Origin of the sequence: Vibrio kanaloae, assembly GCF_024347535.1 — a bacterium.
Taxonomy (GTDB): Bacteria; Pseudomonadota; Gammaproteobacteria; order Enterobacterales; family Vibrionaceae; genus Vibrio; species Vibrio kanaloae.
Map to the genome: position 1 here is coordinate 2,516,303 of NZ_AP025497.1, position 13,298 is coordinate 2,529,600.

Below are 13,298 nucleotides of genomic sequence, written 5' to 3' on the forward strand. Positions count from 1 at the left end.
TTAAATGTCGTCTTCTAAGTTTTCGCGAGCATCAACACGTAACGCTTCAGCCATCACGACCATGTCATTTGGCACAGGAGCGTGAAATTCAACTTCTTCACCTGTAATAGGGTGAACAAATTTAAGCATAACTGCGTGTAGTGCTTGGCGATCAAAAGAACGAATCATCGTCGTTAGTTCTTCAGATGCACCTTTTGGAATACGAGCACGGCCACCGTATGCAACATCACCTAGCAGCGGGTGCTGAAGGTATGACATATGAACACGGATTTGGTGAGTACGACCCGTTTCTAGGCGTAAGCGAATACGAGTATGCTCACGGAAGTGTTCTGCAACACGATAGTGAGTTACCGCTGGCTTTCCTAATTCGTTCACGTCCATTAATGTACGCTTAGTTGCATGACGGCTAATGCCCTTCTCTACAACACCACCAGCGGTCATTTTACCAATTGCAATTGCTTCATATTCACGAGTGATACGACGCTTAGCAAGAGCACGCACTAAACGAGTTTGAGCTGGAACCGTTTTAGCCACAACCATAAGGCCAGTGGTGTCTTTATCAAGACGGTGCACAATACCCGCACGAGGTACTTCTGCGATCTGAGGATAATGGAAAAGCAATGCGTTTAGTATGGTTCCATCCGGTGTGCCTGCTCCTGGGTGTACAACCAGATCGCGAGGTTTATTGATCACCAATAAGTCATCATCTTCATAGACAATGTCTAAAGGAATATCTTGTGCTTCCCAGCGCTCTTCATCTGCAAGTTCAGCTTGCAAGATGATCTCCTCACCACCTAAAACCTTAACACGTGGCTTAGTGATAACTTCACCATCCACTTGGATTTTGCCATCAAGAAGCCACTCTTTAATACGAGAGCGAGAAAAATCGGTAAATAGTTCAGCGACAGCTTGGTCTAAACGTTGACCTAACTGGCTGCTTTTTACTGTGTCTGTTAATGTGATCTGCTGAGCCATATCGAACTTTTTTAAAAACCGTGAGACTAATACCCATTAGTATGGATAAAATAGAATAATTGCATCATTGTATCTGTTACTGGTTAGAAAGTAACGGAAGCTTACGAAATATTTAATTCAAGGAATCGACGCCTGACATGAAACACCTTACTTTATCGGGTCTATTAGCCGTATCACTCTTGGTTGGTTGTTCAAGTAGTGAAGAGATAGTGCCAGATGTACCACCATCGGTTCTCTACTCTGACGCTCAAGAGTCACTGCAGAGCGGTAGCTGGCTTTCTGCAATCGAAAAGCTAGAAGCCTTAGACTCTCGCTATCCCTTCGGCGCCTATTCCGAGCAAGTACAGCTCGATCTGATTTACGCGTACTACAAAAATGATGACTTGGCACTCGGACTTGCCACCATTTCACGATTCCTACGCTTAAACCCAACTCATGAAAAACAAGATTGGGTTCTTTACATGCGCGGCTTAACGCACATGGCGCAAGATCGAAATTTCATGCACGATATTTTTAATATCGATCGAAGTGACCGAGATCCAGAACCAGTGAAGCTTGCCTTTGCTGATTTCAAGCGACTCCTCGAACGCTTCCCTAGCAGCCCTTATGCTGAAGACTCACAAAAACGCATGTTTGCACTTAAAAACCGCCTAGCGGAATATGATCTAGCAACGGCTGATTTCTACCTAAGGCGTGAAGCGTGGATTGCGGCAGTAAACCGCACACAAGAGCTGCAAAAGACTTACCCAGATACCATTGCAGCTCGTAAATCTTTAAAAATACAGTTAAAAGCTTATAAAAAAATTGGTTTAGAAGATGCAGTTTTAAGAACAGAGAAGTTAATTGAGCTAAACCCACTACCTTAATCAACTTGCTTACATATCAATCTAAAAAAGCGCGCTAATTTATTAGCGCGCTTTTTTAAACCACATTTCGCAAACTTGATGAATCGCATAATACACGATATCTTCAATAAATAACTTTTAACAAATCATCAACATGGAGTGTGGATGTGAGTAGGTTGTTATTATTTATTGGGATCATGCTATTTAGCCAATATTCCCACTCATTGGAGTTGTCCCCATTAAGCAATAAGCCTTACATGGGAGACTTAGATGTACTTAAAACCAAAGGAATGGTGAGAGTGCTCGTATCTGCCGATCTTGGTTTTTATTACATCGAGGATGGCAAGCCAAAAGGCATCGTGGCAGAAATGCTCTACCACTTTGAGAAAAGCCTTCGTAAGAAACACCCCTACCTCAATGTTCAAATAATCCCCGTACAACGAGATGATCTACTTCCCTCTTTAGAATCTGGCTATGGTGATGTCGCTGTCGCTAACCTAACGATCACCGACAAACGACTACGAACCATCGATTTTTCAGATCCAATGATTAAAGATGGTAAAGAACTCATTATCACAGGGAAAAAGACCGAACCTATCACCAAAATCAAACAATTGAGCGGTAAAGAAGTATGGATCCGAGCAAGCTCGAGTTACTTCGAGAGCGTGCAAAAGTTAAATAAAGACCTTAATGAACTGGATTTACCTCCACTGCATGTCCACTTCATTGAAGAGTCACTGCAAGACTACGAGCTGATAGAGCTAGTCAACCAAGGTTATATACAAGGCACAATTCTGGACAGCCATAAAGCCAAGCTTTGGACTGACGTAATGGAAAACATTCAAGTTCATCATGACTTGCCCTTACGTGAAAATGGCCAAATAGCATGGGCATTGAGAAAAAACAGCCCTTTGTTAAAGAAAGAGATCAACAAATACGTTAAGACCGCACGAACAGGCACCCTACTTGGGAATGTTATTTATCAGAAATACATCGACAACACTCGCTGGTTAGGTAGAGCACTCAACCCAAATAAAATAGACCGAGTAGCTAAGCTGTCAGATGTCTTTGAAAAGTATTCGAATAAATACGAATTCGACCCTTTGATGATATCTGCACAAGGTTTCCAAGAGTCAGGGCTTGATCAAAGCAGAGTTTCTCATCGTGGAGCTATTGGTGTGATGCAAGTATTACCGAGTACCGCAAAAGATAAAAACGTCAACATCAAGAACATCCACAAGGTAGATAACAACATCCATGCGGGTGTGAAATACATGCGCTTTATCAAAGACCGATACTTTGACGACCCAGCAATATCATCGGACAACCAAATCTACTTCACTTTGGCTTCTTACAACGCGGGCCCCGCGAAAATCAGAAAGATGAGGCACCTTGCTAAGCAAAAAGGCTACAACCCAAACATTTGGTTTAAAAACGTAGAAATCATCACTCGCAAATACGTGAGTAAAGAACCCGTAACCTATGTTGCCAACATCAATCGTTACTTCGTAATCTATAAACAATTACAAGCTATCAATGCCATCCGAGAGGACGGTACAGCGAGATTACTGAACACTAATGATTAAATTTCCCTTCAATCCTAGCACTTGGGGAACAAAGGTTTTAGATAAGGCTAAAAACACAAAAGCCGCATAAGACAACTTATGCGGCTTTTGTTTATCTAATTCTGAAGAAGCTTACGTAGCGATCTATATCACGAGACCTATATCACAAAACACTATTGAGTAAATTTCAATCAAGCACTTTCTATAGGCTGTAAAACGCCTCTAAAAACTGGTTTAATTTTTAGCGAAGCCTTGCCTCTAAGTTATCGTTTTTCATAAGGATAACAAGCATTTTTCGCCAAAAACATATCAAGACTTGCGTAAGATCACATTTGATTTTAATGCTTATCCCACCCAGCCAAAATAAGATCTAGATCACATTCTTTATTCCTGAAAGTCGTAATCTGAAGTTAACCCATGAGGGATACAACAGAGGAAAACTTCTATGAAAATGAACATCACTGGTAAAAACATCGACATTACCTCTGCAATCCGTGATCACATAGAAAGCAAATTTAAGAAGCTGGATAAATGGCAAGTAGACATCATTGGCTGCCAAGCGAGCTTTAGCGAAGAACCAAACAAGAAGAAGAAATTTGAAGCGGTACTAACCGTACCAAAAGGCCAACTTGTTGCCTCATCAATTCATGACGACCTCTACGTAGCGATCAACGAAGTGGAACAAAAACTAGAGCGTCAACTCAACAAGCTACGCCATAAACCAGAAGCGCGCCGCGCTGACAAGCCTGAAATCGAAGAGCTAGAAGCTGAAGTAGAATAAGGAAAGATAACAGATTAAACAATAGCGCCTCAGGGCGCTATTTTTTTGCTTGACGCTTGTTGCTCGCTTGCTTATTGTGTTTAAACATTCATAAAACAATCACTTTTTATGCATACTCAATCTTTGTTTATTTTTGACTTCTTTTTTCTTCCGTAAATCGGAGGCTAAGTCGTTTTAGAAAAACAAGTCAAAAACGAACAAGAAGCCTCCCACACTAGGGAGGCTTTTTTATAAGGACACATTTATGACTGACCGCTCAATTTCACTGGATGATATCCGCCTTCGTCTTAATGATTTAGACGACGAACTCCTGAAGCTACTTTCGGAGCGTCGCAAGCTAAGTATCGAAGTCGCTAAAAGCAAGGTAGAGACATCAAAACCAGTTCGTGATGCAGTACGAGAGCAGCAACTATTAGTTAAGCTGATCAACAACGGCAAAGATAAATACGAACTTGATGCGCAGTACATTACCAAGCTGTTTCACACCATCATCGAAGATTCCGTTTTACTACAGCAGTCATACTTACAAAACCTAGCGAACCCGCAAAGCCGTAAACCATTGGCTCGCGTTGCATTTTTAGGTTCTAAGGGATCATATTCGCACCTTGCGAGTCGCGAATACTTCAGTCGCAAGAATATGGAATTGATTGAGCTGAACTGTAATCACTTCAAAGAAGTCGCATCAACAGTTGAGTCTGGTCATGCAGACTACGGTGTCCTACCGATTGAGAACACCAGCTCAGGGTCAATCAACGAAGTCTACGACCTACTACAACACACGACGCTTTACATCGTTGGTGAGCTTTCTCAGCCTATTGAGCACTGCCTTGTTGCGAAAAGTGATATCCGTTTAGAAGACATCAAAACACTCTATTCGCACCCACAGCCCCATCAGCAATGCAGCGAATTTTTAAGTCGTCTTAAAGGAGTGAACCTCGAGTCATGCGCAAGCACCGCAGATGCAATGAAAAAAGTGAAAGAGCTAGATGACGATGATGTTGCTGCTATTGGTAATGCATCTAGCGGTAAGCTTTACGGCCTACAAGCAATCCAAGGCAATATTGCAAACCAAACTGAAAACCATACTCGTTTCATCGTGGTAGCTCGTAAACCTGTTGAAGTGTCGACTCAAATCCCTGCAAAAACGACACTGATCATGTCGACCTCTCAAGAGGCAGGTTCTTTAGTCGAAACTCTACTGATTTTACAGCGCTTAGGTATCAATATGACTAAACTGGAGTCTCGTCCTATCATGGGTAACCCGTGGGAAGAGATGTTCTATGTAGATTTAGAAGCACACCTGGATTCAGATAAGATGCAACAAGCAATAACCGAACTGACAGCCATTACTCGTCACTTGAAAGTGTTGGGTTGTTACCCAAGTGAAAACATCAAAGCGACTCAGGTTAAGTTATCGTAAGCATTCATCTACTAGTAATAGACGGAGTATTTCGCCTACTGTAGGTCAATAAATAAAATAAGATCGCTGCTAACGCAATAACTGAACATATTGGGCGAAAGACAGAAGTGATATTTTGCTTATATCTCAATTAGTTATTCGTTAGCAGGCTGTTCTCAGGCCTGAAGGTACCCCTCACCTCGCAAATCTTGCTATCCAATTACGTCTTTCATTCATGATATTACTAACAATAGAACAAAAATCTAATTCCCTTCACAGGAATGCATCGAACTACGTTTAATTAATAGCGAGTGAACATTAAGTAACATAAACTCAAGCGCTAAATTATAAATAGTGTTGTCATTAACTATGAAGCTAAGTACTAAAATATTACTACTGATAGCCCCTGTGATCCTGATCAGTGCCGCTGCTTCTAGCTATATTATTTATTCAACTCAGAAAAACAGCTTCATTAAACGTGAAAACAACGTTCTACAGCTCAACATGGAGAAGTTAGCCGGGCATTTTCGACAATCTCGGTCATTTCTACATAGTTACGCTTATACCTTGACCCAAAGTGACATGGTGAAACGTTACTTTCTCACTGAACAAAATTTATCTCGCGATCTTGAACTGGTCAATAACCTTAGGGAGGCCATATATTTCTTACAAGATGGCGATGAAAGTTATACTGGATTAGCGATACTCGATAGCGATCGTAAACTCAGTTATTACGCTGACAATAGTGACGACTCTTTAGCTCAGATTGATGAAAATATATTGGAGTTCGTTGATCAACATTATCAAGATACCTTAGAGACATCGAGTACCAACTATATACAAAACTCTCAAGGGGAGGGAATGTTGGTCCACTATGAGATGTTAGATAATGAAATGGCCTCCCCAACCATAAGTAACCAATTCAACGATGTGTTTTTTGTTGTCGCATCCGTCTCACTCGACAAGTTTACTGCGTTGAGAAAACAGATAGAGTTCGACTATCAAACAAGCCTGTTTTTTACACCAATTGCGGTTTCTCTAGAAAATGGGGTTACCCATTCCATAAAACTTGCGCCTGAACTATATGCCACAGTAGATCCTGCGCAGTTTCTATTAGAGAACAAGCTTGACTCCATTTGGAACAAGCTAAGTTTGTCATTTGCACTATCTGCATTTATCACTGTCGTTTTACTGCTGATACTATTATCTCGCAATGTTATTACTCCGATAACACGGTTAGATCGACAGTTACAACAAGTAGAAAAAAAACAGCGCAAGAACATTGAACGCTTAGGCACTCGCGATGAGCTTGGTCGCCTATCACAGCGTTTTTATGACATGTACCAAGAGCTAGATAACACCTACCAACAAACCAAGCTCTTAGCAGAAAATGATCAATTAACCCATATAGCGAACAGGCATCAGTTTCAAACCTTTGTTCAGCAATCTCTCCCGAAACCCGGCTCGAATACCGAAACTTGGGTACTCTATTTCGACTTGGATAACTTCAAGTTTGTAAACGACACATACGGACATCAAATCGGTGACTCGATACTGGTCTGTTTTGCCAAGCGTATCTCCGCTATTTGTACCCATTATAAAACAGAGTTCGATGCTCATTGTATGCCCGCACGACTCTCTGGAGATGAATTTGTAGTGTACATTAACGCTCCAACTGACAAAGGAAACATCGCCCATAGGTTTTCTGATGACTTACTCATTCCGTTGCAAAAAGGCTTTGTTACTCAGTCTGGGAGTTTTCCGATTACGGTCAGTATCGGCATTGCAACGTATCCTAACGATGGTTACTCGATTGAAAAGTTACTCTCTAATGCTGATACCGCCATGTATCAAGCCAAGCGTGCAGGTAAAAACCAATTTGCTGACTATTCACGAGATTTAGACAAAGCGATTCAACGCCAAGCAAATATTGAACGCGCACTCAGAGACAAAAACTTTGATGATGAATTTAAACTCGTTTATATGCCCTATATGGATTCAACCGGAAGCCATATTATTGGCGTTGAAGCCTTACTACGTTGGCATTCAAAGCAGCTTGGTTTAGTTCCGCCCGATGAATTCATTCCTATTGCCGAGCAAACAGGGTTATTTGAGATAGTTGATTGCTGGGTGATACAGAATGCCTTTGCTTCTTTTCATCGACTTCAGGCTCAATTTACCCATTCAATTCAACTGTCGATTAACTTATCTTCAGCCGGGATTGAAACCACACACCTTGCTGAATTCATTGATGAACAGGCTAAAATGAATACTATTCCGCCAAGCTTGATTGATTTTGAAATCACGGAAACCTTTTATTCAAATTCTCAAGGCTTCCCACTGCTCAACGAGCTGTCTAGGATGGGCTACCGATTAGCGATTGATGACTTTGGCTCTGGTTACACCTCTATCACTCAGCTGGTGCAGTATCCAACTCAAAAAATTAAGCTCGATAAAGCATTTTTGGATACCTTGATTAAGACCGATAATCAAAACATCGTGAAACCGATTATTGGGCTGTGCCATGCTCAAGGCAAAAAGGTAACAGCCGAAGGTATAGAAACAAAAGATATGCATCAGTGGTTGCAAGAAGCACAATGCGATATGCTGCAAGGCTATTACTTTGGTAAACCCATGCCACTAGAAGAACTGCATGAGTGGTACCGACAGCATCAACTCAGTCTAATCCATAACAGTAAGAATCCAACACATGAAATCCGTCGTTATTGCATCACTGAACCCAGCTAAAGTTAACGCTGTTAAAAGCGCGTTCTTGTCTGCTTTTCCTAATACTGAATTCGAATTTATCGGTGTTAGCGTACCCAGCGGGGTTGCTGAACAACCCATGAGCAATGATGAAACCTATCAAGGTGCAGTGAACCGCGTGCACAACGCTATTCAAGCGCAGTCGGATGCGGATTTCTATGTCGGTCTAGAAGCTGGAATAGAAGGCAGTGTTACCTTTGCATGGATGGTGATTGAAGCGAATGGTCAGCGTGGAGAGTCACGCTCGGCAAGTCTGATGCTGCCACCTGCGGTACTTGAGAAGCTAGAACATGCAAACGAGTTAGGTGATGTAATGGATGAAGTCTTCGGTACAGACAACATCAAGCAAAAAGGTGGGGCGATTGGTCTGCTGACACACAACCAACTCTCGCGCAGCTCGGTATATCATCAGGCTTTGATCTTAGCATTGATCCCATTTGTAAACCCTGAACATTTCTCCGATAACTAATCATACGAATACCCCTCATTACAACCTCAAGAAGTCAAACAGTGCTATATAGAAGCAACAAACGCTAACATTTCGTTAGCGTTTGTTGTTAAATTCGAACTGACATTATTCAATATTTACTTCAGCAATAGTTCGGCAATAGCGGCTTTCTCTTGTTCAGATTTGGCTTTTAACTCATTCGAGCCTCTTGTGATCGTCGCCACACCGACTCCAAGCATTTGGCTCACTTGACGCTGAGACATCTCCCCTTTCATAAGTTCACAAAGGATGTTTACTCGAGCAACCAAAGCATCGCGTTCGTCAGAGGTCATCATCATGGTCAACAACAACTCATGCTGATCTTTTTCAGCCGCTATTTTTACCAAGTCCATTAGTTGTTGCCAATTATCATATTCAGGTTTTGATGCCATATCTCTACACTTACTTTAAAATTATGACTTTAAGTATTCGCTTAATGATTAAAAGCGTTCAACACTTTATACCTAAACACTTGATGTAATCCAATGTAAAAAAGCAGTAAGTGCAAATGGTTCGCACTCACTGCTTTCGATACAACTCAATTTAGGACAAAGCACCGAGTATTAGTATTTCGTTTTTACCTCATGAGGAGCTAAGAATGTCCCCTTCACTCCTAAGATATCTCGGTAATAAGCTTCAAACATCAAGATGTTTTGGACGTAACCACGGGTCTCTTTAAAAGGGATCATTTCAATAAAGGCATACGCATCGAGCTTTTCGTCACTGCGTGAACGCCACTGCCTCACTCGGCTCGGCCCGGCATTGTAAGCAGCCAAAGCAAAAATACGGTTATTGTCATATTGAGAAAGTAAACCATCTAGATAGTGACTACCAATCTCAATGTTCTTACCGACATCATAAAGATCATCGCTGCCCTGATACTTAATTTGATGTTTGTTAGCCGTGTATTGAGCCGTTTTCGGCATGATTTGCATGATACCACGAGCCCCAACAGGAGAGCGTGCCTCTGAATCCAGAGCGCTCTCTTGCCTCGATAAAGCCATTAAAGTGATGGGATCAATACCGTGCTTTTCAGCGTAGAAATTAAACCACCATTTATGCGCAACAGGGAAACGCAGAATGAGGTTATCCCACATCTTCGCAGCAATACTCGCCGTTACTGTTAAGTGATTCCAACGCTGTGTCGCGGCATGGGCAGCAAACATCGCCTTATGATCTTTGTCTACATTGGTTAATAACCAGCGCCACTCACTCTTCGCTGCCGCAATTTTATCTCGGTCAATCAATTCACCAATACGAACCAAAGATGTGTCGAACGGCTTCATCATCTCAGCATTGTATTTGAGTACTGATGTAGGATATTGAACGGGCTTACCTAACTGTTTAGCCGCCGCGACACTGTAAAAATTACGCCTACCTAAAATATCGGCTAGTCGCTTGTTGCCTTTGGCAGTATCACCCAACGCAATCTCAGCTCTGCCCTGCCAATATTGCCAACGCAGCGAAGCTTGATGTTTATCATCCAAGCGCGCTATCCACTCTTGTAAGCCAGTCCAATCTGCATGCTGAATAGCTAAACGAGCACGTCGTTCAAGCAACACTTGCTTTGATGAACTCACGAGTATTTTGTCTCGCCACTCCATCAACTCTTCAGAATCCGTATTAATCAAACGAAATGCTAGGTAATCGGCAAGCTCTTGAGATTTCTCTTTCGAGAACTTCTGAGCCTTGATGACCTCATCAAACACCTCCTGAGCACTGCTTGCTGACTTCCTTGCCAATTTCTCGAAACCAAACTCGGTTTGAGCTTGGTAAAATTCATTCTCAGGGTGCTTCTTAGCGAACGCGAGAACATCCTCAGGTTTGTTGTACAACGCCTTCATTTGTTTCGCTTGGGCAATTGACTCATCACTATCCAATTGCTTAATTAGATAAGTCATCAATTTACCGCTACGACCTTCGAACGCTAACAGCATCCTTTCTAGTATCAGCTCATCCGTTCTTAAACCCGCTTGATCCCAGCTCTCAAACAGAGGATCACAGGCGTCATCAACACCACGACCACTTAACCAAAGTTGCCTAGCCCCTTTAAAAGCAAGCTCTTTATTGCCTTGTTCGTAATGCGCTCGGTAATAGATACATTGGTATTTTTCACCAACAGGTTCTTTAGTTTGAAACTCAAGGATGGTCTTCCACTGCTTTTGAAAAGCCAATGAATCCAAATAAGGTGCGCGCATGCGATTAGAAAATGGCAGTGCTTTATTCTGTTCAATAAAAGCATCCACCTCAGCAGGTGTACGCTCTCCTAAGCCAATAAGAAAAGCTCGATAATCGGTATAAGGTGTTAAAGGATATGTTTGAATCTTGTTACGTAGCGCGGAGTAGGCTTTTAGATCATGGTTGTCTAAAACCTCTTGCGCTCTATCATAAACATCACGCTGCATTTCAAGCTCAGATGCATTGCTCGCTAAAGCCATCGGAGCCAGTGAAAATGAAGACAAAATTGCCGATGCAGCCACAGCAATTTTCGTATTACCAATTCGGAAAAACATTCGCTCTTTCCTTAGTGCGTGTATGAATACGTGAAATCTATTTACGCCCGACCTCACATCAAATGTAAAGGATTTGAGTGTAAATATTATTAATATTTAACACTTCGCCTCAGAAGCCTATTAAATATAGTTTTAATGACCAATGTGACAATAATAGGTAAGGATTCGTTCAAGAGTGGCTTTTCTGTCCTAGGAGTAACATCTTTGAGGATATTGGTATAAAATAGCAGACAATTTTGAACAATAATTAGGATCGATCGGCAATGGCTGAATACGTATATACCATGTCTCGGGTGAGCAAAACTGTTCCACCTAAGCGTCAAATTCTTAAAGACATTTCTCTTAGCTTTTTTCCTGGCGCTAAAATCGGTGTTTTGGGTTTAAATGGTTCAGGTAAATCTACCCTACTACGTATCATGGCTGGTATTGATACTGATATTGATGGTGAAGCACGTGCACAACAAGGTCTTAAAGTAGGTTACCTACCGCAAGAACCTGTACTAGACGAATCAAAAACCGTTCGTGAAATCGTAGAAGAAGCGGTTTCTGACGTTGCTGACGCACTTAAGCGTATTGATGCGGTTTACGCAGCTTACGCAGAACCAGATGCAGATTTCGATGCACTTGCTAAAGAGCAAGGCGAACTAGAAGCACTGATTCAAGCAAAAGACGGTCACAACCTAGAGACAGCTCTAGAGCGTGCTGCTGATGCACTTCGTCTTCCTGAGTGGGATGCGAAAATTGAATTCCTATCCGGTGGTGAGCGTCGTCGTGTTGCTATCTGTCGCCTACTTCTTGAAAAGCCAGACATGCTGCTGCTTGATGAACCAACCAACCACTTGGATGCTGAATCAGTAGCATGGCTTGAGCACTTCCTCGTCGATTACAGCGGTACTGTTGTGGCGATTACCCACGACCGTTACTTCCTAGACAACGCTGCTGGCTGGATTCTAGAACTTGATCGTGGTGAAGGTATCCCATGGGAAGGTAACTACACGTCTTGGCTAGAGCAAAAAGACGAGCGTCTAAAGCAAGAAAAAGCGGGCGAAAGCGCACGTCAAAAGACAATCGAGAAAGAACTTGAATGGGTTCGTCAAAACCCTAAAGGCCGTCAAGCTAAATCTAAAGCTCGTATGGCTCGTTTTGAAGAACTGACGACAGGTCAATACCAGAAGCGTAACGAAACCAACGAACTGTTCATCCCGCCAGGTGAGCGTCTAGGTGACAAAGTTCTTGAAGTGAACAACCTGACTAAATCGTTTGGTGATCGCGTTCTTATCGACGACCTATCGTTCAGCATGCCTAAAGGCGCTATCGTCGGTATCGTCGGTGCCAACGGTGCAGGTAAATCAACACTATTCAAGATGCTAAGCGGTGCAGAACAGCCAGATTCAGGTACAGTTGAACTAGGCGAAACCGTTAAACTTGCTTCTGTTGATCAGTTCCGTGACAGCATGGACGACACTAAGACAGTATTCCAAGAGATCTCTGAAGGCGCTGATATCATTAAGATCAACAACTTCGAAATCCCTGCGCGTGCTTACTGTTCTCGTTTCAACTTTAAAGGCAACGACCAACAGAAGATCATCGGTGAGCTTTCTGGTGGTGAGCGTAACCGTGTTCACTTAGCGAAACTGCTAAAAGCGGGCGGTAACGTACTGCTACTCGATGAGCCTACCAACGACCTTGACGTTGAAACGCTACGTGCTCTTGAAGAAGCACTGCTTGAATTCCCTGGCTGTGCAATGGTTATCTCGCATGACCGTTGGTTCCTTGACCGTATTGCAACCCATATCTTAGACTACCGTGATGAAGGTCAAGTTAACTTCTACGAAGGTAACTACACTGAGTACACGGAGTGGCTAAAACAGACTCTGGGCGCTCAAGCGGCGGAACCACACCGCATCAAGTACAAGCGTATAGCTAAGTAAATTAGCTTGTATTCTGAACAAAGGCCGCGATAATAG

Annotated in this window: 10 protein-coding genes and 1 other annotated feature; of the genes, 7 read left to right on the forward strand and 3 right to left on the reverse strand. The window is 42.4% G+C overall.

All coding sequences use genetic code 11. The annotated features are described in order from the left end of the window. Positions 1-975, reverse strand: a complete 975-nt coding sequence (gene rluD, locus OCV24_RS11415) for a 23S rRNA pseudouridine(1911/1915/1917) synthase RluD (protein WP_017056156.1) — start codon at positions 973-975, stop codon at positions 1-3. A 137-nt stretch (positions 976-1,112) separates the two neighbouring features. Here rluD and bamD point away from each other — a divergent pair, with 137 nt between their 5' ends. From bamD to yjjX, 6 genes are all read left to right on the forward strand, one after another. Then, entirely contained in the window at positions 1,113-1,841 is a 729-nt protein-coding gene (bamD, locus tag OCV24_RS11420; protein WP_017056155.1) for an outer membrane protein assembly factor BamD, read from the forward strand. Positions 1,842-1,981: 140 nt separating this feature from the next. Next, on the forward strand, positions 1,982-3,406 hold the full coding sequence (locus tag OCV24_RS11425) for an MltF family protein (RefSeq protein WP_315897555.1): 1,425 nt from the start codon (positions 1,982-1,984) through the stop codon (positions 3,404-3,406). A gap of 424 nt (positions 3,407-3,830) precedes the next feature. Next, on the forward strand, positions 3,831-4,166 hold the full coding sequence (gene hpf / locus OCV24_RS11430) for a ribosome hibernation-promoting factor, HPF/YfiA family (RefSeq protein ID WP_017056153.1): 336 nt from the start codon (positions 3,831-3,833) through the stop codon (positions 4,164-4,166). Between the two features lie 110 nt (positions 4,167-4,276). Next, positions 4,277-4,398, forward strand: a sequence feature (Phe leader region). A 12-nt stretch (positions 4,399-4,410) separates the two neighbouring features. Beyond that, positions 4,411-5,586, forward strand: a complete 1,176-nt coding sequence (gene pheA, locus OCV24_RS11435; RefSeq protein ID WP_017056152.1) for a prephenate dehydratase — start codon at positions 4,411-4,413, stop codon at positions 5,584-5,586. A 348-nt stretch (positions 5,587-5,934) separates the two neighbouring features. After that, the gene (locus OCV24_RS11440; protein WP_017056151.1) at positions 5,935-8,313 is read left to right on the forward strand and encodes a bifunctional diguanylate cyclase/phosphodiesterase; all 2,379 of its coding nucleotides are present in this window, start codon (positions 5,935-5,937) and stop codon (positions 8,311-8,313) included. Then, the gene (yjjX, locus tag OCV24_RS11445) at positions 8,276-8,800 is read left to right on the forward strand and encodes an inosine/xanthosine triphosphatase (protein WP_017056150.1); all 525 of its coding nucleotides are present in this window, start codon (positions 8,276-8,278) and stop codon (positions 8,798-8,800) included. Before OCV24_RS11440 ends, yjjX begins: the two co-directional genes overlap by 38 nt. A 116-nt stretch (positions 8,801-8,916) precedes the next feature. Here yjjX and trpR read toward each other — a convergent pair whose 3' ends face one another. Then, positions 8,917-9,210, reverse strand: coding sequence for a trp operon repressor (trpR, locus tag OCV24_RS11450; protein ID WP_017056149.1), 294 nt, complete (start codon positions 9,208-9,210; stop codon positions 8,917-8,919). A gap of 171 nt (positions 9,211-9,381) precedes the next feature. Then, positions 9,382-11,331 carry a transglycosylase SLT domain-containing protein gene (locus OCV24_RS11455; RefSeq protein ID WP_150878611.1) on the reverse strand — a complete coding sequence of 650 codons (1,950 nt, stop codon included), beginning with the start codon at positions 11,329-11,331 and terminating at the stop codon, positions 9,382-9,384. Positions 11,332-11,594: 263 nt separating this feature from the next. Between OCV24_RS11455 and ettA the strand changes: the two genes are divergently transcribed. Beyond that, the gene (gene ettA / locus OCV24_RS11460; protein WP_017056147.1) at positions 11,595-13,262 is read left to right on the forward strand and encodes an energy-dependent translational throttle protein EttA; all 1,668 of its coding nucleotides are present in this window, start codon (positions 11,595-11,597) and stop codon (positions 13,260-13,262) included. Positions 13,263-13,298: the final 36 nt, after the last annotated feature.